Origin of the sequence: Affinundibacterium danionis (assembly GCF_042432465.1) — a bacterium.
Taxonomy (GTDB): Bacteria; Pseudomonadota; Gammaproteobacteria; order Burkholderiales; family Burkholderiaceae_D; genus Undibacterium; species Undibacterium danionis.
Window position 1 is genome coordinate 227,842 of the sequence record NZ_JBHLXJ010000004.1, and the last position, 24,520, is coordinate 252,361.

Sequence of the window (24,520 nt, forward strand, 5' to 3'; positions counted from 1 at the left end):
CTACCACCGACCAGAGAACAATAAGATTAGCTGAAAAACTACTTACAAGATGCGTCTTATGAAAATGCTAGCTCTCTCAATTTAAAAGAACACCAACAACGGAACGTCGCAGAACGCCCGCATATGAGCATAATGACTATACCCGAATCTGAACGCCCCTCATCCCCAGCCCTTCTCCCGCTTGCGGGAGAAGGGCGCTTTTAAAAAAACTGCCCCCCTACTTCGCCGAACAAATAAACGGATACTCCCGATTATCAATAATCGGCGTCACACCAAAGAAATCATTCAACACCGACTCCGCTGTGCAATAAGCACCTTCCACCCACGCTTGGTCGTTCGAATATGCTTCGCCGACGATGAAAATATTCAGATCCGTTTTCTCCATCAATTGCGATGGCTTACGGATTTTTTGTTGCACATCACCGATATTAAAATGCGCAGCCCACGCATGATAGCCAGCATTAAATGGTGGCAGCGACCAATCCATATAGGCGGCCTCTAAGGGAGCAGGCACCTTGGTGTAATCTGAGTTCGGTCCGAAATGAATTTCGGCCAATTGTTTACGCAGCATCTTCACCATACGGTCGGGCACTTTTTTGGGGCCTTGCAAAGTTTGAACGTTGACGATGGTGGGAATGTGTTGCTCTTGATCTGGTTCTAATTCCAGCTCTTTCCAAAAGGTGGTATATACCTCATCATCATAACTGGCTAATAAACCATACACAGGTTTAGCTTTTTGATCGCTGGCGTTATTGCCGAAATAAACCACTTGTCGAATCGGCGTGTCGGTCACACTAGGGCCAATAGTATTATTCAACGTCACCTCTAACAACGCCGTCTCATGTGCCAAACTAAGGCGTTCTTGTGTCAGTGCTTGTACTGCATTGATCAAATCATTGGCACTGGCATATGGCGTTCCGACTAGACTGCTTAAAGCCTTCAAAGTGGCTTTCGACAAACCCTGTGTTTTTAACTGCACGACCGCACGTTGTGTAACTTCATAACCGGTTAATTGCGGGATGTAGGTCGGTGGATTTTCTGCATCGGCAGTCCACCACGGTGTAGCAAAAAACATTCCCACTTTATATGAGGGCTGCATGATCGTTGACTCTAAATACAATTGCACCTTGCGATGATTGAGTACATCGACAATGCCTTTGGCATCGACATCGGGATCAAAGCGTGATCCTCTCGCAACCTGTTCAATCGCATGGCGCGGCATCGCTAACCACGCCGCATCGGTAGTTTTACTACCGGCTTTTTTCCATGGATTTTCACGTGTGGCATAGCTATAGTGAATTACATTATCTTTAGCAACGATCGCTTGCAAGCGCATATTGGGTTGATAATTAAATGTAATTCCCTGCGCTTTTGCTAGTTTAACGATCTGATCAAATAGCGCATTGAACATTCCCGAATAGCCGATATTGATGGTCTTATATTGATTACCTGGTGTAAATTCATTATTCGCTTGGAAGGCATAGGCCGAATTCCAATTAATCACATTAGAGCTATAGCCATTACCATCGGCAGCGTAATTAAAACCTTCGCTGCCTAATTGGTCATACATCAAATTCCAATAACCGATGTCCTTGAGCTTATCGCCTTTTTGATAGACCGAAGCGTCACCGGTATTGACCTTGATCACACCATCGCGATAGAACGTATCCCATTGACGACGCGTCATATTTTTATTCACCGACAAACCCTCTACCGTAGAAAAACCATTATCTGGCGCGCCAGCTGCACCATAGTGATCGACGTTATAAGGTGCAGGATTTTGAGAGGTAATTTGATTCAAGAAAAAATTTTTACTGCGTAAATAGTAAAGCGGATTGGTCGATTCATTGAAGGGAACTGAATATTGATCCAATCCCAATTGTTTGATAACCGTCGTTACTACCCGATGCCCTGGCGCTGTGCCATTGTTGGCATCTTTTGCATTCATATCCCAATCAGAATAACGCATGCCACCTAGCTCTAAATAGGCTTGAGTTTTATCGTTTTTGTAGTGCCAAGTACAAATACGAGCACCAGCCGCACGCGTGCCGTGATGGGCTTTGGAGAAATCATAGCGCCCCCAATCGTAGAGCTCTAGCGTATCACCCTTAGCTAATTTTTTATTTTTATCCTTGTTGTTCTTGACTTCCCCATTCAATAAACGCCAAGCCGTGTAAAGCCCTGCAGCACCAGCACCGAAAATAGAATAAGTCTTTGTCGTTTGATTTGGCTTTGCCATGAAAATCTCCTTATAAGTTAACTGTGTAGTAGCGGTTACTTCGGATACTTAAAAAAATCAAACCCCTCAACGCCAAGACGCCGAGTCGCAGAGTCGCTGAGAAAAAGCGAAACTGAAGAGAAAGCGATTTATAGATTTACTCAAGATCGCTTATTTCCTGAACAAGAGAGAAAGCCCAAACAATCTGCGCTTTCTCTGTGCTCCTCTGCGTCACGGCGATGAGGTTTTTTCCATAGATCAAAATTACACCGGCAGCGTCTCATTCCCCAAACGCGCCATTTGTTGTGGCAGGTCTTTTTCAGGGATACAAACTTCGACCAGCACGGGTTGTGATTTTATTTTTTTGATGAGAGGCAAAACACGTTTTAATTCTTCTACTGTTTCGACTTTAAAACCTTTCGCACCAAAGGCTTGCGCCAGCGCCATGTAATCCCATTTTGGTAAGATGTCGAAGCTGTCAAATTTATGCTGCGGCCCCGCTTCAAACGCGCTCATATCGACATACACTTGCTCAATCGCATACACGCCATTGCTCATCACAAAGATGACTGAATTTAACTTATTGCGTGCTAGAGTGGATAAGGATTGACAGACCATCATAAAGCCGCCATCGCCCGCGATCGTCAAGGCTCTTTTACCACTGCCCAATTGCGCACCGGATGCTGCGCCGGTTTCAAAGCCTATACATTGCCACGCTGCCGAACTGATATAGCTGCCCTGCTTCATACCTATCGCATTACTCGCCACATACATAGCACTACTGACGCCATACACCATGACGATGTCGTCCATCATTTTTTGATCGTGCAAAAACTTCATGGTGTGCTGAAAGAAACGATTGTAGGTAATGACTTCTGGTTTATCGTTCCAACGTGTATCGGAATTCGAGATCCATGGCTCAGGATAAACGGGCTTGGCGGGTGCTTTGACTTTGAGCGGATAGGCTTTAGATTTTTGAAAACGCTTCAATAAAGCTTCCATGAAATCTTGCATCATCACGGCTTCATATTGGAAGTAACCGACCCGCATCTGCCCTAATGAACTTTGTATCATTTGCGGATATTTGTTTTCCATCAGCCACAAATAATCATCAGTAAGTATGGTACCTAGTGAAATGATGCAATCGGCATCTTCCACCGTAGTGATTACACTAGCAATCGAGGCTTGATCGGCGTAGGTACCAATAAATTGTTCCCCAACTTCGTCAACTACAGTCTTACCCAAAGTCGTGGTGGTATATAGCATGCCACTGGCATCAATAATTTTTTGCAGAGTCTTACTCAAGCCAAAACGTAAAATTTCAACGCCAGCAAAAATCAAAGGTTTCTTGGCCGCCGTAATCTGCGACCAAGCTAGCTCAACTGCATTTTCTAAGGCTAATGCTTCACTTTGCACGCGCTGTGCTTTTAAAGGCATGGCGCTCGGACGTGGGCAAGCTTCACCCCAGACTTCTTTATAACAAGCGATATAAACAGGACGTTGATGCGTCAGCGCAGCAATCAACAGAGCATCGATTTTTTCTGCTGCACCGACTGAGGTACTCAGTGTTTCTGAAGCCACCGTTACATTCTTAAATACATTCTGATCGGCATCGAGGTTACCCGTAGAATGATGAAAAATCATACCGTACATATTGGTTTGATTACGCATGTCCGATCCAGGGCAAGCGCTGATCACAACGATAGGACTGCGCTCGACATAAGCACCTGCGACCGCATTTAAGGCACTAAAGGTACTGACGCCGTATTGCAGCGAAACCGCCGCCAAACCGCGCGTACGCGCATAGGCATCGGCGGCATAAGTCGCATCCAGTTCATTGACCGCACCGATAGTTTTGATGCCATCAAAATCTTCCAGCGCTTGCGTAAAGTGTTTGACGTAATCACCAGGAATTTGAAAAACGTCGGTGACCTGCAATTGCAATAAGCGGGTTAACAGATAATCGGCTACGGTAAAAGTCTGGCGGCTCATGAGTTTTTTCCTCGTACTCTTAGAAAAATTAGTGGCGAATAAAAGTACTACAGCAATTTGTATGCCAATTAGACCAAGCGAAGCAATCCAGCGTCCGTCAAAATGAAAACAGTATAGGAAACGCTTTAGCGTGATACCTCCCAGACCGACATTTAACGCGTTAAGTCGCTCATTACGTGTAAGCGACTTAAGCTACCGCTAGTGATGCATCGCTCACTAACTCAATCACCAACTCAATCGCAAACTCAAGAGCCATGTGCTCATCGGCCTTAATGCCTTTTTAGTCTGCGAATTCAATGTTTGGTCGGAATGTAAAAGATCGGCACATTTGATATCACTAGAATCAGCCATGAATTACCTAGCGCAAAATTACTTACTTCCCATTTCAGGAATTTCTCATGCCTATTGTTAAAATCCCATACAAGCTCATCACCGGTCTCATATTTCTTCATGTCATCGCTTTTACCAGCCTCGCATCCGCGCAATCCAATCCTAATGCCAACGCCCCACTTGTCGGATTATGGAATTTTCAAACTGTCATCGGAACAGAAAACGAAAAAGACGTCATGGGTTATGGCGTCATGAAAATCGCACCCAAGAGCAAAGCGGCACCGCAGCAGTTAGTCGCTAATATTGTCTGGCTAGATGACAAGGGTATAGGTCGTAACACACGAGAAATGCAAGGAGAAGTAAACAATGCGCAAGCCGTATTCACCCATAACACCATACGCACACACACCAGTGGCAAAGGCAAAGCGGTCGATACTGAAGTTAAAGTTATTTGGACACTCAATGCTGAGACTAATACGTTGATTGGTACACGACAGGTGCGTCGAGCCGATGGCGGAATAGATCACGACGATACGACCAAGTCTGTGAGTGGCACTCGTTCCACTGCTAGCAGTCTACCTGCAGTCGTCCCGGTGGTCGCACCACAAGAACGTGGTCCATCCACCGCCGACGAGCGTGCGCGTGCCGTCAAAATTGCACAGGACGCCGAGAGCAATTTGCAACAGGTATTTGAGCAAAACAATGTCTGGCTAGATCAATGGATTAAGGACATTCCCGACCTCACCTTCAACACAGGGGCGGTCGCGAATTGGTTAAAAACCGCATCGCCGCCCGAATTTCGTGCGCAACTGTTTTTCCAATTTTGCGCCAGCGCAATTGCTTTTCAAATCAAGAATCCCGCGCTAGCAGAAAAACAAGCCGCCTATGATCTCGCAGGTTTAGAAGGCGCATTAAGGGCTTATGAAAAATTGGTGAGTACGAATTCCAATCTACGTTCGGGTAAATTAACGCAGGCAATTGCTGCCCGAGATAAAGGTGAGCTGGCGGCTTTCGCTCTATCCTTGTCTGGTCGGGATCAATAATATTTAAGCGAGGAATACAAATTGTAGGGCGGATGAAACCCGCGTTGCTCAGGTGCTTGATGGCTTGACCGCTCGGGCTACACCCTCCCAACAAGATTACCAATACCGCGAACATACCTTAAATAGAACCATGAAAAAATTCCTCGTCGCCATCGTCTTCGGCATCAGCATTTACAACTCAGCTAGCATCGCACAAGATGCCACTGCGCTACGCATTATCGCTATCGGCAAAAGTGATCCACAAGTCATGCAGCATTTAGACGTTTTATCGAATCGCTTCGGTGGACGTACCACAGGCAGCGATGCGTATACCCACGCAGCAGCCTGGGTGACAAATCAGTTGAATCATTGGGGTAAACCCGTTGGCATGACAGCAGAATTAGAAATAGCTGGGCAAATGTCACTGGGTTTTAATCGCGGCCCTTGGTTTGGTCGCATACTGGACGCGTCACCAGTCACATTAAATTTTGCAACGCCGTCGTATTCCTCTGGAACCAAAGGCGTACAAGCTGGAACTGAGATGATGGTACCGGTGACCCAAACTGAATTAGAACTTCGCATAAAAGAATTCAAAGGCGCATGGGTACTAATACCAGGTGAAAGCGCTGGTGGGCGCGATGGTGAGTTGATTTACAAAACAAAAACCATGACGCAAAAATTAATCGAAGCTGGCGCGCTCGGTACCATACAATCCGCTGAAGAGCCACTACATATTTCAACAAGTGCTCCGACTCACTGGGAAAACCTACCCACGCTACCCGATATCAAATTGGCCGCGACCCAATATCAAGCAATTCAAAAACGCCTACAACAAGGCGAAAAAGTCGTCTTAGAATTTGATATACGCAACTGGTTCTACCCCGGCCCGGTCAACTACCACAATGTGGTCGCGACACTTCCTGGTGCTGATCTAGCAGATCAAATCATCGTGCTCGGTGCCCATCTAAATAGTTTTGACGGCGGTACAGGTGCGGCAGATAATGGTGCCGGTTTTGCCACCGTCATGGAAGCGATGCGTTTGTTGGCACAAGCTGGGGTCAAGCCTCGTCGCAGCATTGTCATGCTAGGTTTCGCTGGCGAAGAACTAGGTTTGAAAGGTGCCGAAGCCTACACAGCATCGCATAGCAAAGACCTACCCAAAATTTTGATGATGCTTAATCGCGATAGCGCACCAGGTGCGATCACGGGCATCACGATTCCTAATATGTAGAAAAAAAGTTTTGAGCGGGTAAGCGCGGATCTACAAGGCGTGCATCCTATCTTTGAATTCGAAGCGGTGATCAACGATAAAGCCCGCGATAGCAGTGTGGGCTTCCGTGGCAATAGCGGCAGTGACGATGCTACCTTTACGCAAAAACGGGTACCAACCCCGCGCTTAATCACCAGTACGGATTTTGATTATGCTCAAGTGCATCACACCGTACTCGATACCTATGAAAAAGTGCTGCCATTTCGCACTGCTCAGCAATATTCAGCCATCGTCATGGCCTTGATCGCCTATGAAATAGCCAACGCACCAGAGCCTTTAAGTACACAGGGATACTACTTACCGGAGGCAACAAAACATCCCTGAGCGCGGCTAAGATGCTCTATAAAAGCTTTATTTCTTATTTGCATCCTGAGTTGAGAGGCGATTCTGCGCCTCTTCTAGTCCGCCGTAATTTTCCAAATTTTGAAAACCTAATTTTTTAAGCGCTTCCAAAGCGATACCTGAACGGCGTCCAGAGCGGCAATACAAAATAATCTTATCCTCTTTCGCTATTTTCAATTTCTGAATCTCCGTTGCGATAACCGAATGATCAATATTGATCGCACCGGGTATATGTTTTTCTGCATATTCGGAGGGTGTACGTACATCAATAACGACGGCCTGCGCGAAACTTTGCGTAGAATAAAACATGCATATCAAAAATAAACATATCGCTCTCATACACCCTCCCTGTGATTTTCAATTCAAGCTTACACTTCTGAATGATAACGAGTGATCAATTCCACTTCGTTCTTAGAACCCAAGAACACCGGCACACGCTGATGCAATGCGGTCGGTTGAATATCGAGCATACGTTGCTTGCCATCGGTTGATGCCCCCCCCGCTTGCTCCACAATCATCGACATAGGATTGGCTTCATACATTAAACGTAATTTACCAGCCTTGTCCGGTTCACGCTTATCAGCGGGATACATGAAGATACCGCCGCGATGTAAGATGCGATGTACGTCTGCCACCATCGAAGCGATCCAGCGCATATTGTAATTTTTGTTGAGCGGGCCAGTTTTACCTGCCAGCATTTCGTCCACATAACGTGTGACTGGTGGATACCAATGACGCACATTCGACATATTGATCGCAAATTCTTGCGTATCCACCGGAATTTGAATATTGCGTTCAGTCAGTACCCATGAACCCATTTCGCGATCCAGCGTAAAGCAATTGACGCCATTCCCAGTCGTGAAAATCAACATTGTTTGCGGTCCGTAAATGGCGTAACCCGCCGCCACTTGTTGAGACCCTTTTTGCAAGAAATCTTGTTCTGTTGGCGCGCCCATGCCTTCTGGCGCTTTCAACACGGAGAAGATAGTGCCGATCGAGACATTCACGTCGATATTACTGGAACCATCGAGTGGATCAAACAAGAGCATATATTCGCCTTGTGGGTAACGATTAGGAATTGGATGGATAGTTTCCATTTCTTCCGACGCCATCGCCGCCAAATGACCGCCCCACTCGTTCGCTTCTAACAAAATTTCATTGGATAAAATATCGAGTTTCTTTTGCACTTCACCTTGTACATTTTCTGAATGCGCAGTTCCTAACACCTCGCCCAATGCACCTTTACCAACCGCATGACTAATGGTTTTGCAAGCTCGTGCGACAACCTCGATTAACAGGCGTAATTCCGCAGGAATGCTATTATTGAGCCTTTGCTCTTCGACCAGAAAACGGGTCAGACTAATGCGTTTCATATTGTTCCTTCTTTAAAATAAATCTGATGATCTTTTTGTTGGCCATCCTTACGCCGCCAAAGCCTTCGTTACCACTTCCAATACATCCTTCGATAAATTCTTCGTCGCTGCTACTTTTTGCAAAGCCGCTTTCATTAATGCTTGATTGGCTTTGGGATACTTCGTCCATCTATCCATGCTACGAGACAAGCGCGCTGCGACTTGCGGATTGAGTTTATTCAAGGCAATGACGCACTCAGCCCATAAGGCATAACCACTACCGTCAGCCGCATGGAAGCGTGCGGGGTTGGCGTTGCAGAAAGCGAAAATCAAACTCCGTGCACGATTCGGATTACTCATGCTAAACGCCTTGTGTTGAATCAAGGCGCGCACTTGCTCCACACCCGTTGTCGGTGCCGTCGCTTGCAAAGTGAACCATTTGTCGATCACCAAGGCTTCGCTTTCAAACTCTTTGTAGAAGTGGGCTAACACTTGTTTGCGTGTCTTGCTATATGCTTTATCCAAAGCGGAAGAACAATGCAGCATCGCGCTCAATGCCGCGATACGGTCAGTCATGTTTTCTGCTTCTTGATACTGGGTATGCGCTAAAGCATAGGTGGCAGCGTCTGGCCACTCGACTAAATACGCTAAAGCACAATTTTTCAGTGCACGCTTGCCCGCAGATTGCGCGTCAGGGCTGTATTTGCCTGGCGTCAAATTATCTTGATAGGCTTGCAGAAAATCTGCCTTCAAATGCTGCGCCAGAGTCGCGCGCACAAATTGACGTGCGGTATGAATACTATGTGGATCAGCCGTCGTCATTTCTTCAGCAATCATGACTTCAGAGGGTAAGGTCAACACCAATTCACGGAAGGCAGGATCAAGATGTTGATCGTTTAAAGTTTTACGCAATGCTTGTACGAACAAATCATCTAAGCTCAAGGCTTCACCCTTTTGTACCGCACTCACTAAGTCCAACAAACGGCGCATCGCCAATCGTTGTCCAGCTTCCCAACGACAGAATGGATCGCTATCGTGTGCTAACAAATGCGCTAATTGCTCATCGGTATAATCGTATTCCAAAATCACCGGCGCAGAAAAATTACGCAGTATGGTTGGAGTAACCTCACGATCAATATTGGTGAACACAAAGCTTTGCTGCGCTTCTTTTAATTCCAAAATCTTGGTCGTAGCACTCGCAGATTCACCTTGCAATTGCAGAAGAATATCGTTTCCTCCTGCATCAATCAAACCGACCGCGACAGGAATATGGAAAGGCAATTTCTTTGCTTGCCCAGCAGTCTTGGGACAAGATTGACTCAAGTTCAAGGTATACGTTTTTGCATTGGCATCGTAACTAGCTTGCGCTTTCACACGTGGTGTGCCAGCTTGGCTATACCAACGTTCAAATTGTGTCAGATCACGGCCATTCGCATCCGCCATCGCCGCACGAAAATCATCGCAAGTCACCGCTTGTCCATCATGACGCTGGAAATACAAATCCATTCCTTTGCGGAAGCCTTCGTGACCCAGCAAGGTGTAATACATGCGCACGACTTCTGAACCTTTTTCGTACACAGTCACGGTGTAGAAATTATTGATCTCTACGAACGAGTCAGGACGCACAGGATGTGCCATCGGACCTGCATCTTCAGGGAATTGCAATTGACGTAGCACGCGTACGTCTTCGATGCGTTTGACCGCACGCCCGGTCTCGTTGCCAACCAGATCACCAGAAAATTCTTGATCACGGAAAACGGTCAATCCTTCTTTCAAAGACAATTGAAACCAGTCGCGACAGGTGACGCGATTGCCCGTCCAATTGTGAAAATATTCGTGACCAACCACCGATTCAATACCGGCATAATCCGTGTCGGTCGCCACACGAGAATTCGCTAGCACGTACTTGGTGTTGAAAATATTCAAACCCTTGTTTTCCATCGCGCCCATGTTGAAATCGCTGGTAGCAACGATCATGAAGCGATCTAAATCAAGTTCTAAACCAAAACGCTCTTCATCCCAGCGTATGCTGTTTTTCAGTGAATCCATCGCGTGTTGGGTTTTATCGAGATTGCCCTGTTCTACCCACACTTGCAGTAAAACTTTACGGCCGGATTTGAGCTTGTATTTTTCTTCTTGGCACACCAACTTACCAGCCACTAAGGCAAATAAATAAGATGGCTTTTTGAATGGGTCTTCCCACTTCGCATAATGTCGACCATCGCCAAGATCACCTTGCTCTATCAAATTCCCGTTAGACAGCAGCACTGGGTATAACTTCTTATCACCGCGTAACATGACGGTGTAACTCGCCATCACGTCCGGACGATCAGGGAAATACGTGATCTTGCGGAAACCTTCGGCTTCGCATTGAGTGAAGAAATTACCATTCGAGACATACAAACCCGACATCGTGGTATTTTTGTCGGCGGCAATCGTCGTTTCGATTTCCAGCGTTACTTCATCAGGCGCATTGCTGATCACTAGGCGTTCTTTGTTCAAGCTATACGCCGACTTTTTCAAGTTCACACCATTCATGCGCAATTGCAGCAGTTTGATATCTTCACCGAACAAGACCAAATCTTTTTCCGCGCTGTCATGATTGCGCCGCATTTTGATACGGGTGGCAACATGGGTACGTTGTGGATGTAAATCAAAGCCCATTTCTACGGTATCAACCCAATAACCGGGAGCGATGTAGTCTTTACGATAAATCGTGACGGGTGCCTCTACGGGCGTGTCTTGTGCGGGTTTTCGCATAAATTGAACTCAAATCAAAAGTGGCACCACGGCAACTGGTGTGACCAACTGAATAAAAAGGGATAAGAATAATTCAGTATTTTACCAAGCACAGAGGTCACTGGGATTGTAAAGGTAAAACTAAAGTCGAAAAACGGCGGTACTATAAATGGCGAGTAAGACAATCGCAACACAAGTGGTATGCAATCTGTACGGGGATTCTCCACCAAGGTTACAAAATATCACAGACTTTTATACACTCTAGTATCATGATAGAGTCACAATGTCTCACCCTATTTGGTGAGATCGAGTATCCTCAAGTAATACCGGAGCCTATTACCATGAAAACCCTTAGCAATCGTCTGTTTTTAGCCTGCCTAATCGTATGCGCAACGGCACTTACAGGTTGCGCCACGACCTTCTCGAGCGACATTCGTACTGTCAATCAATTACCTGCCAGTCTTTCGGATAAAAGCTATACCTTTACAGCACATCCTGACCAGAGCAAAGAGCCCGAATATCAACACGCGAGTGATGATCTGAAAGTCCGCTTGCAAGAATTAGGCTTTACCGAGGCTGACCCGAGCAAAGCCGCGCTTAAGGTCACACTGCAATTAGCCACACTTCCTGGCGATGCTCATGTGTCCTCACCATTCGGTTCTGTCAGTTATATCATCACACCCTCAGGCATGGTGATCCCCCTAGGAGGATTGAGCCCTTATTATTTCTATCCAGGGTCGATACGCTCACCTTATCGTTTTTATCCACGTGGTGCATTTTATCCACGTTACTTTGGATCGTTCTACCCTTTCTCGCCATTTAGTCGGCGTTTCGATCCAATTTATACTTCGCAACTTGATGTTCGCCAATACTTTCACCACGCTGTAGAAATCACCATCTCAGAAGCCATGTCAGGTAAATTACTATACTCAGTCAATGCTAAAACGACCAAAAGCGATGCAGAGATCGACGCCTATATTGCACTCTTGATCGAAACTGCTTTACGTGATTTCCCCAACAAAACTGGCGATAACAGAGTAGAAATTCAATTAGAAAAATAGACGGATAAAGACTGATAAATAGAGAGAAAGAAAGCGGCAACAAGCAATCTATCTTGCATCTCAAATCATCCCAATAAAAAATCCCAGCTTCGATCTCAGATCAAAACTGGGATTTTTTGCATGCCCGGTCGATATAAATCGCCTGTCAACACGCCCCAACTACCAGCCTAACTACAAGCTCATTTCAAGCTAAAAAAGACCTATTACACCGCCATCTCACGCAAGGCATGAATTAAAGCACGATCAACCAAGGAATTTGCCAAGATCGTGCTGACAGATCCTGTACGATATTTTTCCTCCAACTCGGCAGCGGAGATAGAAAAGGCTTGATAGCCTTGGCGATTCGCAAAAATAAAACTGGTTCGTTTCGGGCTAATCCAAGCTAATTTGTAGCGATTCACTTGCTCATTTTCATCACTAAAATCTAACCATGTGCCTCGCTCCAAGCTTGCAACCTGCTTGGTCGCTTCATCATCAGTATGCGCGACCTTTTCTTGCACAAAGCGATCCAAGCGGCGATTACTTGCGCGTTGCGCGATATTGACCGCAATTTCTAACTGACGACGTGGCGACAACTCCAAAGGTGCGCGTGCCATCGCGGCATGCCGTTCGGCTAATTTTGAAAAGAATAAAACCCGATCCGGTTCATCCCAACGTATCGCATTCAACCAAGCATTAAGCAGCGTCAACATCGCTGGTAATTTCGCAATCAACTCCTTACGCTCGTCGGCACTATTTTTGGGTTTAAGACTCCAAATCAAATCATCCATAGTCTTCAGAGCATTTTCTAAAGCATGCGGCTTTTCATCTTTGACACTGTGTGCAATGGTTAAAATCCGTATCCACTGTTCTTGCAAAAAGACTTCCAAAAAGCCCGCGACTTCACCTGTCTCGACTCGAATCGCCACATCATGCTCAGCAAATTCACGTGCTACCCGCATTTTCTCTTCACTGAGCGCTGTTTGCACAGGCTGACTAATCGCTTCTTGTGCCTTGATCTCTTCGTCTTTCAAATAATTTTCGAGATCGGACACCACATCAGAAAACAAATCAATACGTTCATCAAACTCGAACTGAACTCGTTCTATTACATCACCGATCACACCCAACAAAGGGTCTAGTTGGGCTGCCTCATTATCCAAAATAATGCCAGAGCTACCCAAAATATCCATTAAAGTACGAGCCGGATGGGACTCCCTGAAAAAGAAATCAGAGTCTTGTAAAGCAACACGTAAAATCGGAATCTGCAGTTGTGAAATCATGGTTTTCACGTCATCACGCAGCCCAGGATCAGCAAAAATAAAATCAAAAACCCGCGCTAACAGTTCTACCGTGTTGCGTTGTATCAAGCTCAAACAATCAGCCGATGGTGCGCGTAATACTTTGCGCAAACGAGATTCAAATTGAGGTGCGGCTGCATCGTTCTGCGCAAAATCTTTTTGCATCTCAAGCAAATTCGCAAAAAATTGGTGATCTACCGTCGCCTTGTCTAAAGGTGAATCGTCATGGTCTAAATCTAATTGATTGAGCAGAGTGTCACTACCCGAGGCCAAACCGTCCAGCCCATCAGCGGATGGCAACTCGATCTGACCAGAAAATACACGCTTCAATTTGTCTTGCAAATACGGGTCTAAACTAAACAAGCTTTGCGCGGGTAAATACGCCAGCGCACCGCCAGCGCTATCAAAATTATCATCAGCTCCTGGTCGTATTCCACGCGCCATCAGCTCTTGATTGATCTCGTCTAAGACCGGTGTGAGTTGAAGAAAAACATCGGGTTGCAACAGGCGTAACACGATCAAATGCGAGGCGGGATTAGGATCTAATTCCATCCACGCCTGATGTACCGCTTTAATCAATATTTCAGGACGAAATGGATTTTGCGATATATCTATCGGCATGCGATTTAAAATACGCCCGATCAGACTATTTAACATGACCAGCGATTCGGCGTTCAACACTTCCAAAGACTGACTAGCGTTACGCAAAAGAATCTTGCCTTCCATTTCTTCGTAGGTCTGCGCAGTCGTATCTAAAAACGGATTGTCTCTAGTCACACGTTTTCTGGTATTAAATACGCTCACTTCTTTGCTCAGCGCGGCGTTGATTTGACTTGCTACCAGTCGATAAAACGCCGTGCTATTACGCTTCACCAATTGATGCGCTTCGAAGCTAATTTTAGCCTCTTCAGGACGCACTGCCTGATCCGACAATTTAAACAAAGCGTCAGCTAGACGAGTTGAAAATGCCTCTAACTGTGATGCCAGCAAGTTGGTCGCCAACGGCACCATGCTCTGCAAAATTAATAGTCTAGAAGCGTTGGAGGATTCTGCTTTTTTACCTGCGGAGTCGGTAATCGATTTCTTGTAGTTGTCTGCCGCAACTGGCATGAGTGGGATAGTATCCATTATTCTATTCAACTAGTAGCACGTTTAAGTAATACACATGTAAGTAGCTAAGGCGGTAGACAACAATTTAACGCTTACTATTCAACGGATTCAGCGCTAATCAAACCACATTACACGCCATAATATGCTTCGGTCGCAAAGGTAATCGCCACGATCACAGCAACAGCAAACAGGAGCACAATTAATAAGCGACCAAATTTGGGGCTACCGTCGTCTATATTTTTTTCCGTGTCAAGGTTATCTTGCTTTTGTTCGATCATATTATCTTTAAATTATCTGTAAGCTATGATTTAATTTGAGCCAGCGGTTCTGCGTTTCACGCCGAACTCATAAAGATTCAGTATATGTTGTTTTACGTCTGTTCGACTAGCCCAGCACCCCAATCTGGTGCGAAAAACAGTAAAAAAGATAGTGAGCGAAGTTATAGAGTTGCTGTATTGCTAGCCGTATTGCAAGCTGGATTACAAACTATTTCACAAGCTATATTATCAACAATACTACGCACAAGATCGCAAACAAAACCACCGAATAATATAGTTCTCCCGCACTTATTTAACATCCCATCACGTACCAAGAGCGACTCAAGAAAAATATAGCATTAATCCAAAAACAACTCATTTTTTACTCAGTAAATACATTCCCAAAATCACCAAACTCGCGCCAGCAATTTGCCAGCTCGTAATCGCTTCATTCAAAAATATCGTTCCCAAAATCAAAGTCGATACAGGACCTATCATGCCGGCTTGCGAAGCAGTAGGTGCACCGATGCGCTTCACCGCAAACATCGTTAAAAACACCGGAAACACGGTACACACAATGGCATTAACCAGCGACAAGGATAAAACCTCTAAGGGTTGAATCAGCAAGCTAACTGGCCGCAAGAGAAAGAACTGAGCAATACAAGCCACACTAGACACGCACATGGCATACGAGACCAAGCGCAAAGGGCCGATACGCGCCACCATTTCACCCGACTGTATTAGATAAGTCGCGTATGCAATCGCCGAGCCCAACACTAATCCTGCGCCCAAGATAACTTGCTGTCCATTAAAAGATAAGTCATGCAAGAAAACCAAAACGATACCAAGATACGCGATCAGCAATGAAAGATATTCAATCGGGCGAATTTGGCGCTTGAACCATAGCACGTGGATAATCAATACAAACGACGGTGTTAAAAATAAAATTAAACGCTCTAAACCAGCAGAAATATATTGCAAGCCCAAGAAGTCTAAGAAGCTAGACAAATAGTACCCAACCAAGCCCAGTGCCAGCAAACGCCAACGATCAGCGACACTCAAAGGCGGATGACGCCATGCCTGCCAGATGGCGATGGCGGCGAACACCGGAAAGGAAAAAAGCATACGAAACGCAATCAAAGTCACCGCATCTAGCTGATATCGATACAGTAATTTTGCAACAATGGCTTTGGCAGAAAATAAAATGGCACCTACAATCGCTAAACTAACACCCGTTATATGATTGCGGCGTTGCGCGGCAGTTTGATCCAAAACAGCTCCAGAAAAAGAAGTGAAAAATTACAAGCTCATTCTGCCTTATACCATTTTTTCAGATACGATGAATTGGCTGCCCAGCCGACCCGCCACCGAGCTAGGAAAAACGCTAATCGCTGCTTTAAGCGTAATTTTTGCGCTCATCATCATTTTTCAAAACAGGGCTAACATGGATAACAACACAGCTTACACGCTACATTTCGTCGCAACGACGGACTTCGCAGGCATCAAAGCGCTTTATCAAAACGTCGCTAGACAAAGTGGTGACATTGCCCGTACTGAAGAAGAAATTACTGAAGAGTACATTCGTCACAATCTAGACGCCGCCATCGCACGCGGGATAGGCTTTGTGGCGAAAGCCGATGAGCGAATCATAGGAGAAATTCATGCCTATCCGCCTATCCCCAAATTGTTCGCACATATACTGTCGGATCTAACCATAGCCGTGCACTCTGATTATCAGGGAGTGGGAGTCGGACGAGCACTATTTAATGCGTTACTTGATGAAGTTAAACTACATCGCCATCCTATTCAGCGCGTCGAATTATTAGTACGCCAATCCAATCTCAAAGCGATCACTTTTTATCAAAGTTTAGGATTTGAAATTGAAGGTCGTTTCCAACAACGCGTGCGTCGTCCCGATGGCGATTTGGAAGCCGACATTCCTATGGCGTGGCTACGTTCAGTTGCAAGCGACTCAGTTAAAGGAAAAATTTTCTGAATTTTGCTAGAAATGAATAACGCATCAAGATTTCAAATGAAAGCAGTCACGAACAGCTAAGCTAGCCGTAGAGAGTAAGCTGTACCGTTTGCGCGCCTCAGATCTTTTATGTGAAGAAATGTCGGCGTAATCTGGTTCGGTTAATTCCCGACATGGCAAACAAAAATCACCACTATCCATACGACTCGCTTTATGCTCTAGCCAAGTTTCATCATAATTCGCAAGCACCTTACCCTTCTTCAAAGGTTGTGTGACAACACGGTTATGATTAGCAACCAAAAGCAATTGCTGACATTGAAATTGCAATCCAATCTGCTGCACTAGATTAATCAGTAATGTTTTCGGTCGTAATCCATACATATCACGTGTCGTTCTCCGAATTATTTCTAAAGCGTCTTCAGCTCGCCCCCCCTGCAAGCATCCAACACCAATTTCCCTTCTTTGATTCTCTTGGATAAAACTGAACGCAATCGAATAGATCACCTGCTGATTAGAGACAAGCTGTATCACCAGCTCGCCCTCTCGCTCCATTACCGTCGTAGATACCAATTGAAGCTGGTATGAAGCCCCACTTTTTCCAGTAATGGTGAAAAGCATAAGCGGCTCAAGCAAAGCATCTGTGACCATTCCTAGCAAACCGAATTGTTGAACCAATTGATAATGCGATTGAATCATTGCACAGCGCTGCAGACAATTAAATCGCCGACTCAAATAGGGTCGATAAATTTTCTTTATTAATTGCGGACTAGCCGTTGCGATAGCGCCAAATGCATCAGTTGAATTCCAAAAGTCCAACCAATCCTGAGTTGCTTTTTGATTGAGCTGAGATCTGACAAACAATTTCAAATATTCGCGGAAGTAAGAAAGCCCACGGCGACTTTGATCAACACCGTCAGACAATTTTATTTTTTTCAACATATTCAACGACATACGTAACTTTTAACAACATTTAAATAAGAAAACCATAATTAAGTGACACTCAAATGCAAAAAAACTGAAAGGTTTTCAAAAACATCCTGTAACATTCGGCTCACAACGAATTGTAACGCAATGTTTCAGTTCGCTACACAATGTATCATTTTGTGCAAATATTGCAACTACCATAAAGACGTTGAAATTGAAATTGAATTCGAAAAATAAGCAATCCGACGCAAATACGCGTTTGCTGGTAATTGCTCCGAATTGGATAGGGGATACCATCATGGCTCAACCCTTGTTGCAAATCCTACGAGCTCAATACCCCAATGCACAGATCGATGTCATGGCACCAAAGTGGGTAGCGCCAGTCGTATATGCAATGTCAGAGGTAGACACGGTACTCGAGAGTAAGATACGCCACCGCTCGCTCAAAATTCGAGATTATTGGGACTTCGTACAAAAAATAAGAAGAGGGAAATATTCAGCAGCTTATGTGCTGCCGAATACAATCAAATACGCCCTATTACCTTGGCTGGCTGGAATAAAAAAGAGAATTGGCTATCTTGGTGAGACACGCTATGGCCTGATTAACGTCATGCACCATGATTGTAAAATCAATCCTAGACCCATGACTGATTTTTATGCTGCGCTTGCGAGAGCACCAAAAGATAGAGTTCCCCTGCCATTACCAAAGCCCAGATTAAATGTAGCAGCTAGATCAATCGAACAATTATTTCAAAAATTTGGTCTATCAAGGAATTTGCCCGTCATCGTCTTTGCCCCGGGAGCGGAATTTGGCTCTGCTAAACGATGGCCAGAAACATATTTTGCCGAACTAGCCCATAAAATATTACGTTTTAACGAGAAGGCACAAGTCGTGATATTAGGAGGCGTAAATGACAGAGCGATTTGTCAGCAAATACACGAGCAAGTACCGAATACTCTCAATTTGGCGGGTAGTACTAGCCTCGATCAAGCTATAGGCCTACTCTCCGGCGCTAACGCAATTATCAGCAATGACTCCGGGCTGTTACATATTGCATCAGCATTAAATCGGCCTACACTAGCTATTTATGGTCCAACAGATCCAAACCATGCACCATCACATTCGGACAAAAAAATATCGATCTCTTTAAACTTATCATGCGCGCCATGCAAACAAAAAGAATGCCCTCTAGTACACAAGGAGTGCATGACAAAAATTTCTCCCGATATGGTCTGGCAATCATTGATTCAAATACTACTTGTCATGCTCTGATACAAAATTTCTTAATCGATATCGACATTATTTTTTCAATGCTGCAGGTGCAAATAATGTGCGAAACGCGATCAGCGCAGCTGGGTGATAAATCGTTGCGTGCGTTTCATTAGCAAAATGTTCGTAAGTCCAATTTAAAGCTTCTGGCTTTTTCGCTTTCAACATCTCAGCAAAATTCTTAATCACCTGCTCCATCCCCCGCTGTCCACTACTGACAAAATACAAGTTCTTTGCAAGCTTAGGCTGAGCCTGCAATTTCTCGGCAAATTGTGCTGTCAAACGCTCATCGTTCCACCACAAGCTGGGATCGATCGCAATATAAGTCTGGAACATATCAGGCGCGTGCAACAAGGTCGCTATGGTAAAAAGTCCCGCCAAGGATTCTCCGATCAAGGCACGCTCTTGGGTCGTGCGATAACGCTGTTCGATTTCGGGAATTAATTCGGTAGTTAAGAAGCGTCGATAAGACTCTGCACCACCCAGATTTGGAATCGCTTTTTTATCTAATTCGCTGTCACTAGGCCCCGTTAAGTCACGACGCCGCACAGTGTTTTCGATTCCTACTAGAATAAATGGTCGCATAGTGCCATTGGCTATCGATACTTGCATCAAGCCTGCTATATGTAAAAAATCTTCAGCGATACCGCCATCTAGCATGTAAATGACAGGATACGATTTTGCTTGATCTTGCTGATATCCATCCGGCAAATACACGTTGATGCGTCTGGTTTCTTGCATAGTTTTGGAGACCAGTTCTAGGGACTCGCCTATGACTAGGGGTTTGACTGTGACTTGAGCTTTGCCTGTGGATGTGACTGTTAGTGTGGTGGCTAATAGGATGGTGGCGATTAGGTGCTTGATTTGCATTGTTTTCTCTGAATTGATGTGTTTCGTTGATTATATTTGTTGGTTTCTTTTGCTTGCTGTTTTATTTTTTGTTTGATTTTTAGTTCGCTGTTGATTTATGGTCTGTAGGTCGGAGGTGGCCCGACCTAGGAACGTCGAGCAATTCAACATACTAACGAAAACCGATACAAACGAAGTTAGGCATCACTTAATTCAGCGCCTCCCTACACTACCAAAACAAATTACCGCTTCTTCATAATCGATCCCAACACGCCTCGAATAATCTCCCGTCCAACTTGCGAACCAATGGTACGCACAGCGGATTTCACCATGGTTTCGGCGACATTGTCTTTACGTCTTATTCCAGAGCCGCCAAATAGATTACCAAACATACTTCCTAAAGCACCTGCAATGCCACCGCTCTCTGATTCTTGTGGTGCTGGCGAAGATTGTTGAGAATGCGGTTGCGAACTGGTCTTCTTAGCCTGGTTAGGCAGGTTAGATTGAGAACCACGCCCCCATGCTTGATTATCATTTGTGTCTGCTGGTCTAGATGAATTTGCTGATGCAGAATTTTGCGGCACACGCCCTTTGATTTTTTCGTAAGCGGATTCACGATCTATCGCTTTTTCATACACACCTGCGACGATAGAATTCTCCATGACGATTTTTCTTTGTTCGACGGTAATCGCGCCTATCTGTGATGCAGGAGGAATAATAAATCCACGTTGCACAATGTTAGGTCGGCCTTTCTCGTCAAGGAAGGAAATCAAAGCTTCACCAACAGCTAATTCACCAATGACAGTTGGCGTATCGAGTTCAGGATTAGGCCGGAAAGTTTCTGCGGCGGCTTGCACAGCTTTTTGGTCACGTGGCGTGTAAGCACGCAAAGCATGTTGTACGCGATTTCCTAACTGCCCTAATACCGTATCCGGAATATCCAAAGGATTTTGTGTGACAAAGTACACCCCAACGCCCTTGGATCGAATCAACCGTACTACCTGCTCTATCTTTTGCAATAAAACTTTAGGTGCTTCATCAAATAAAAGATGTGCCTCATCGAAGAAGAACACCATCTTGGGTTGTTCTACATCACCGACTTCCGGCAAATTCTCATACAACTCCGACAGCATCCACAACAAGAACGTGGAATACAAACGTGGTGATTGCAACAGCTGATCTGCGGCCAAAATATTCACAAATCCTTTACCCGCAGCATCGGTTTGCATCATATCGTCCAAATTCAGCATGGGTTCGCCGAAAAATGCTTCTCCACCTTGTTCAGCGATCGCCAGCAAAGCACGTTGAATAGCGCCTATACTCGCCGCCGAAATATTGCCGTATTCAGTCTGAAATTCCGAGGCGTTATCGCCGAGGTATTGCAACATGGCACGTAGATCTTTGACATCCAATAAAAGTAAGCCGTTGTCATCAGCTATCTTAAATGCCAGTTGCAATACGCCTTCCTGAGTTTCATTCAGATTCAACATTCGACCTAATAATAAAGGACCGAGGTCGGAAATCGTGGCGCGCACTGGATGACCTTGCTTGCCAAAGACATCCCAAAACGTCACTGGGCAAGCCTTCCAAATAGGCACTTCCATTCCGAGCATGTCCAATCGTTGCTGCATTTTGGTGGTTAACTGACCCGCTTGCGCCATTCCCGACAAGTCACCCTTCACGTCGGCCATGAATACAGGTACGCCGATATCAGAAAAGGACTGAGCCAAGACTTGCAAGGTCACAGATTTACCCGTACCTGTCGCTCCGGTAATGCATCCATGGCGATTGGCCCAATCAGAAAGTAAATGGAGATCAAAAGTTTGATTTTTCGCAAGAGATTTGGCGACGAGCAGAGGTTTTGACATGGTTTACTCAGAGTAAGTGGGAGAAGAAAGCGATAATAATACGGATCTACATTTGAAAACTTATGCAAACCGCAGCAGTTCGACTTGAAGCTAGCGGTTTTGCCTATGTGCTCTATGTTAGAATAGCGGTCTTCATTATAAAACCAATCCTTTGCAAAGTTTCCATCGCGACATGTCCAAATTGTCAGCGAACGATAAAAACGACCGTCAATAATTGCAAAGCATTGTCAATTTTAGAAAGAGCAATCATGGCAGGACATAGTAAATGGGCCAATATCAAGCATAAAAAAGCAGCCACTGACGCTAAACGCGGCAAAATCTGGACACGCTTGATTAAAGAAATCACGGTAGCAGCACGCATGGGGGGTGAAGACGTTAATTCCAACCCGCGTTTACGTTTGGCGGTCGATAAAGCAGCAGATGCCAATATGCCGAAAGAAAACGTTACGCGCGCGATTCAACGCGGTGCCGGTACCTTGGAAGGCGCCAACTATGAAGAGATACGCTATGAAGGCTATGGCATCGGTGGCGCGGCAATTATTGTCGACTGCATGACCGACAATAAGGTACGCACGGTCGCTGAAGTACGCCATGCTTTCAATAAATATGGCGGCAATATGGGCACTGAAGGCTCGGTAGCTTTCTTGTTTACACACTGCGGTCAAATGTTTTTTGCCCCAGGCACGAATGAAGATGCCTTGATGGAAGCTGCTTTAGAAGCGGGAGCTGACGACGTGGTGACTGATGATGAAGGCGGTATTGAGGTCATCTGCCCACCGCATGATTTGTCTGCAATTAAAGACGCGTTAGAAAAAGCAGGCTTTAAACCTGAAGTAGCGGAAGTCGTGATGAAGCCGCAAACTGAAACCGTGTTCACGGGTGACGATGCGATCAAAATGCAGAAAATTATCGATGCATTAGAAAATCTCGATGACGTGCAAGAAGTCTTCACAAATGCCATCATCGAAGAATAAGATGAGTATAAATCCAATTCTAGGGCGCTGCACTGCGTTACCAATGCTCGCAATACCGATGTATTGCTGTGCTTGGTGCCTTGCGCCGCATCCCTACAATTGAATTTCTATCTCATCTTATGAGCATCGTTTTCTACGAGCTTTATCGCAATTCGTAGCAAACATCAATTCAACTCAACTATTCAGAGTAAAACATGAAAATTCTCGTAGTCGGCTCAGGTGGTCGTGAACATGCATTGGCATGGAAATTAGCACAATCAGAACGTGTACAAACGGTGTTTGTTGCACCTGGCAATGGCGGCACAGAATTAGATAAGAATCTCAAGAATATTAATATTAGTGATCCACATGCATTAGCCGATTTTGCCATTCAAGAGCACATCGGTATCACCGTAGTCGGCCCAGAAGTACCGCTGGCCGCAGGCATCGTAAATATCTTCCGCGACAAAGGCTTGAAGATTTTTGGCCCGACTAAAGAAGCCGCGCAATTAGAAAGTTCAAAAGACTTCGCCAAAGCCTTCATGCATCGTCATCACATTCCCACCGCAGAATACCAAACTTTCTCCGACTTACAAGCAGCTCACGACTACCTAAATCAAAAAGGCGCGCCTATTGTTATCAAAGCCGATGGCTTGGCTGCAGGTAAAGGTGTCGTCGTTGCGATGACGTCGGACGAAGCGCATGCCGCGGTCGACATGATGTTGTCTGATAATAAGCTCGGTGATGCGGGTGCTCGCGTCGTAATCGAAGAATTCTTAGCAGGTGAAGAAGCGAGTTTCATCGTGATGGTTGATGGCAAAAATATTTTACCTTTAGCGACTAGCCAAGATCACAAACGCTTGCTCGATGATGACCAAGGTCCGAATACCGGAGGTATGGGCGCCTACTCCCCAGCACCTATTGTCACGCCACAATTACACGCACGCGTGATGCGCGAAATCATACAACCTACCGTGCAAGGCATGGCCAAAGATGGCATCGTGTTCACTGGATTTTTGTATGCGGGCTTAATGATTGATGATCAAGGCAATCCTAAAACTTTGGAGTTTAACTGCCGCATGGGCGATCCAGAAACACAGCCTATCATGTCTCGCCTGAAAACAGATTTAGTCAGCGTCATGGAGCACGCAGTCAACGGCACGCTTGATAGCATAGAACTAGAGTGGGACAGACGCACCGCGATGGGCGTCGTAATGGCCGCGGCTGGCTATCCTGATGCGCCGGAAAAAGGCGCTGACATCACAGGCATCCCAGCAGAAACCACCGACTGCGTTACTTTCCACGCGGGTACGGCGCTCAACGGCGGCAAACTAAGCGTTACCGGTGGTCGCGTTTTATGCGTAGTTGGACTTGGCGACACAGTTAAAACTGCCCAAAAACACGCTTACGACGTAGTTGAAAAGATTCAATTCAAAGGCGCGCAATACCGTAAAGATATTGGCTGGCGCGCGTTGAACAGGAAGCATTAAGATACTCACGGAACCATTAGTATCGTCATTCCCGCGTAGGCGGGAATCTAGTGACGTAAATACTTAAAGACACTGGATCCCTGCCTTCGCACACTGGTGTCCGGAATAATTTGCTTGACTAAGCTGTGGGATGTTGCAGGCATTGGTTTACGAGTGTTAACCTCGGTTTGCCGACTAAAAAAACAAACCTGCAACATGTTAAGAATAACCAATTTTCA

General features: G+C 45.4%; 19 protein-coding genes. 8 read left to right on the forward strand and 11 right to left on the reverse strand.

The genetic code is table 11. The features are described 5' to 3' along the window. Positions 1–217: 217 nt before the first annotated feature. Together ACFFJH_RS05115 and ACFFJH_RS05120 are read right to left on the reverse strand one after the other, a co-directional pair. Positions 218–2,239 carry a flavin monoamine oxidase family protein gene (locus ACFFJH_RS05115; RefSeq protein WP_390210568.1) on the reverse strand — a complete coding sequence of 674 codons (2,022 nt, stop codon included), beginning with the start codon at positions 2,237–2,239 and terminating at the stop codon, positions 218–220. 243 nt (positions 2,240–2,482) lie between these two features. Further along, complete coding sequence (locus ACFFJH_RS05120) at positions 2,483–4,210, reverse strand: alpha-keto acid decarboxylase family protein (protein WP_390210569.1); 1,728 nt, start codon at positions 4,208–4,210, stop codon at positions 2,483–2,485. 398 nt (positions 4,211–4,608) lie between these two features. Here ACFFJH_RS05120 and ACFFJH_RS05125 point away from each other — a divergent pair, with 398 nt between their 5' ends. From ACFFJH_RS05125 to ACFFJH_RS05135, 3 genes are all read left to right on the forward strand, one after another. Beyond that, positions 4,609–5,583: a hypothetical protein gene (locus ACFFJH_RS05125; RefSeq protein WP_390210571.1), complete on the forward strand. Its 975-nt coding sequence runs from the start codon at positions 4,609–4,611 to the stop codon at positions 5,581–5,583. Positions 5,584–5,713: 130 nt separating this feature from the next. Further along, entirely contained in the window at positions 5,714–6,793 is a 1,080-nt protein-coding gene (locus tag ACFFJH_RS05130; protein ID WP_390210572.1) for a M20/M25/M40 family metallo-hydrolase, read from the forward strand. 39 nt (positions 6,794–6,832) lie between these two features. Beyond that, the gene (locus ACFFJH_RS05135; protein ID WP_390210574.1) at positions 6,833–7,156 is read left to right on the forward strand and encodes a hypothetical protein; all 324 of its coding nucleotides are present in this window, start codon (positions 6,833–6,835) and stop codon (positions 7,154–7,156) included. A 27-nt stretch (positions 7,157–7,183) separates the two neighbouring features. Here ACFFJH_RS05135 and ACFFJH_RS05140 read toward each other — a convergent pair whose 3' ends face one another. Genes ACFFJH_RS05140 through pepN form a run of 3 tightly spaced genes read right to left on the reverse strand, consistent with a single transcriptional unit; the run spans position 7,184 to position 11,286 of the window. Further along, on the reverse strand, positions 7,184–7,483 hold the full coding sequence (locus ACFFJH_RS05140) for a rhodanese-like domain-containing protein (protein WP_390210576.1): 300 nt from the start codon (positions 7,481–7,483) through the stop codon (positions 7,184–7,186). A 59-nt stretch (positions 7,484–7,542) separates the two neighbouring features. Continuing rightward, on the reverse strand, positions 7,543–8,547 hold the full coding sequence (locus ACFFJH_RS05145; RefSeq protein WP_390210577.1) for a class 1 fructose-bisphosphatase: 1,005 nt from the start codon (positions 8,545–8,547) through the stop codon (positions 7,543–7,545). Between the two features lie 48 nt (positions 8,548–8,595). Continuing rightward, positions 8,596–11,286 carry an aminopeptidase N gene (pepN, locus tag ACFFJH_RS05150; protein WP_390210578.1) on the reverse strand — a complete coding sequence of 897 codons (2,691 nt, stop codon included), beginning with the start codon at positions 11,284–11,286 and terminating at the stop codon, positions 8,596–8,598. Between the two features lie 320 nt (positions 11,287–11,606). Between pepN and ACFFJH_RS05155 the strand changes: the two genes are divergently transcribed. Beyond that, positions 11,607–12,326, forward strand: coding sequence for a DUF4136 domain-containing protein (locus ACFFJH_RS05155; protein WP_390210579.1), 720 nt, complete (start codon positions 11,607–11,609; stop codon positions 12,324–12,326). Positions 12,327–12,529: 203 nt separating this feature from the next. On the opposite strand, the gene ACFFJH_RS05160 is transcribed toward ACFFJH_RS05155, so the two are convergent. From ACFFJH_RS05160 to ACFFJH_RS05170, 3 genes are all read right to left on the reverse strand, one after another. Continuing rightward, complete coding sequence (locus ACFFJH_RS05160; RefSeq protein ID WP_390210580.1) at positions 12,530–14,734, reverse strand: DUF1631 family protein; 2,205 nt, start codon at positions 14,732–14,734, stop codon at positions 12,530–12,532. A 110-nt stretch (positions 14,735–14,844) separates the two neighbouring features. Further along, positions 14,845–14,994 (reverse strand): hypothetical protein, encoded by a 150-nt coding sequence (locus tag ACFFJH_RS05165; protein ID WP_390210581.1) that lies wholly within the window; start codon positions 14,992–14,994, stop codon positions 14,845–14,847. A gap of 354 nt (positions 14,995–15,348) precedes the next feature. Beyond that, complete coding sequence (locus ACFFJH_RS05170) at positions 15,349–16,245, reverse strand: DMT family transporter (RefSeq protein WP_390210583.1); 897 nt, start codon at positions 16,243–16,245, stop codon at positions 15,349–15,351. A gap of 172 nt (positions 16,246–16,417) precedes the next feature. Between ACFFJH_RS05170 and ACFFJH_RS05175 the strand changes: the two genes are divergently transcribed. Continuing rightward, positions 16,418–16,969 (forward strand): GNAT family N-acetyltransferase, encoded by a 552-nt coding sequence (locus ACFFJH_RS05175; RefSeq protein ID WP_390210584.1) that lies wholly within the window; start codon positions 16,418–16,420, stop codon positions 16,967–16,969. Positions 16,970–16,993: 24 nt separating this feature from the next. Here ACFFJH_RS05175 and ACFFJH_RS05180 read toward each other — a convergent pair whose 3' ends face one another. Next, positions 16,994–17,887, reverse strand: a complete 894-nt coding sequence (locus ACFFJH_RS05180) for a DUF535 family protein (protein WP_390210586.1) — start codon at positions 17,885–17,887, stop codon at positions 16,994–16,996. Between the two features lie 244 nt (positions 17,888–18,131). On the opposite strand from ACFFJH_RS05180, the gene waaF reads away from it, so the two are divergent. After that, complete coding sequence (gene waaF, locus ACFFJH_RS05185) at positions 18,132–19,145, forward strand: lipopolysaccharide heptosyltransferase II (protein WP_390210605.1); 1,014 nt, start codon at positions 18,132–18,134, stop codon at positions 19,143–19,145. Between the two features lie 27 nt (positions 19,146–19,172). On the opposite strand, the gene ACFFJH_RS05190 is transcribed toward waaF, so the two are convergent. Beyond that, positions 19,173–20,012 carry an alpha/beta hydrolase gene (locus tag ACFFJH_RS05190; RefSeq protein WP_390210587.1) on the reverse strand — a complete coding sequence of 280 codons (840 nt, stop codon included), beginning with the start codon at positions 20,010–20,012 and terminating at the stop codon, positions 19,173–19,175. Between the two features lie 221 nt (positions 20,013–20,233). Continuing rightward, positions 20,234–21,859 (reverse strand): helicase HerA-like C-terminal domain-containing protein, encoded by a 1,626-nt coding sequence (locus tag ACFFJH_RS05195; RefSeq protein ID WP_390210588.1) that lies wholly within the window; start codon positions 21,857–21,859, stop codon positions 20,234–20,236. Positions 21,860–22,107: 248 nt separating this feature from the next. Here ACFFJH_RS05195 and ACFFJH_RS05200 point away from each other — a divergent pair, with 248 nt between their 5' ends. After that, complete coding sequence (locus tag ACFFJH_RS05200; RefSeq protein ID WP_390210589.1) at positions 22,108–22,833, forward strand: YebC/PmpR family DNA-binding transcriptional regulator; 726 nt, start codon at positions 22,108–22,110, stop codon at positions 22,831–22,833. 194 nt (positions 22,834–23,027) lie between these two features. Continuing rightward, positions 23,028–24,302, forward strand: coding sequence for a phosphoribosylamine--glycine ligase (gene purD / locus ACFFJH_RS05205; protein WP_390210590.1), 1,275 nt, complete (start codon positions 23,028–23,030; stop codon positions 24,300–24,302). Positions 24,303–24,520 lie beyond the last annotated feature (218 nt).

Excerpts from the sequence above, each read along its gene's own strand:
- ACFFJH_RS05195 (WP_390210588.1), bottom strand. The coding sequence starts at position 21,859 with ATGTCAAAACCTCTGCTCGTCGCCAAATCTCTTGCGAAAAATCAAACT.
- ACFFJH_RS05160 (WP_390210580.1), bottom strand. The coding sequence starts at position 14,734 with ATGGATACTATCCCACTCATGCCAGTTGCGGCAGACAACTACAAGAAA.
- ACFFJH_RS05155 (WP_390210579.1), top strand. The coding sequence starts at position 11,607 with ATGAAAACCCTTAGCAATCGTCTGTTTTTAGCCTGCCTAATCGTATGC.
- ACFFJH_RS05175 (WP_390210584.1), top strand. The coding sequence starts at position 16,418 with ATGGATAACAACACAGCTTACACGCTACATTTCGTCGCAACGACGGAC.
- ACFFJH_RS05180 (WP_390210586.1), bottom strand. The coding sequence starts at position 17,887 with ATGTTGAAAAAAATAAAATTGTCTGACGGTGTTGATCAAAGTCGCCGT.
- ACFFJH_RS05120 (WP_390210569.1), bottom strand. The coding sequence starts at position 4,210 with ATGAGCCGCCAGACTTTTACCGTAGCCGATTATCTGTTAACCCGCTTA.
- ACFFJH_RS05165 (WP_390210581.1), bottom strand. The coding sequence starts at position 14,994 with ATGATCGAACAAAAGCAAGATAACCTTGACACGGAAAAAAATATAGAC.
- ACFFJH_RS05115 (WP_390210568.1), bottom strand. The coding sequence starts at position 2,239 with ATGGCAAAGCCAAATCAAACGACAAAGACTTATTCTATTTTCGGTGCT.
- ACFFJH_RS05140 (WP_390210576.1), bottom strand. The coding sequence starts at position 7,483 with ATGTTTTATTCTACGCAAAGTTTCGCGCAGGCCGTCGTTATTGATGTA.
- ACFFJH_RS05190 (WP_390210587.1), bottom strand. The coding sequence starts at position 20,012 with ATGCAAATCAAGCACCTAATCGCCACCATCCTATTAGCCACCACACTA.
- pepN (WP_390210578.1), bottom strand. The coding sequence starts at position 11,286 with ATGCGAAAACCCGCACAAGACACGCCCGTAGAGGCACCCGTCACGATT.
- ACFFJH_RS05200 (WP_390210589.1), top strand. The coding sequence starts at position 22,108 with ATGGCAGGACATAGTAAATGGGCCAATATCAAGCATAAAAAAGCAGCC.
- ACFFJH_RS05125 (WP_390210571.1), top strand. The coding sequence starts at position 4,609 with ATGCCTATTGTTAAAATCCCATACAAGCTCATCACCGGTCTCATATTT.
- purD (WP_390210590.1), top strand. The coding sequence starts at position 23,028 with ATGAAAATTCTCGTAGTCGGCTCAGGTGGTCGTGAACATGCATTGGCA.
- ACFFJH_RS05145 (WP_390210577.1), bottom strand. The coding sequence starts at position 8,547 with ATGAAACGCATTAGTCTGACCCGTTTTCTGGTCGAAGAGCAAAGGCTC.
- ACFFJH_RS05130 (WP_390210572.1), top strand. The coding sequence starts at position 5,714 with ATGAAAAAATTCCTCGTCGCCATCGTCTTCGGCATCAGCATTTACAAC.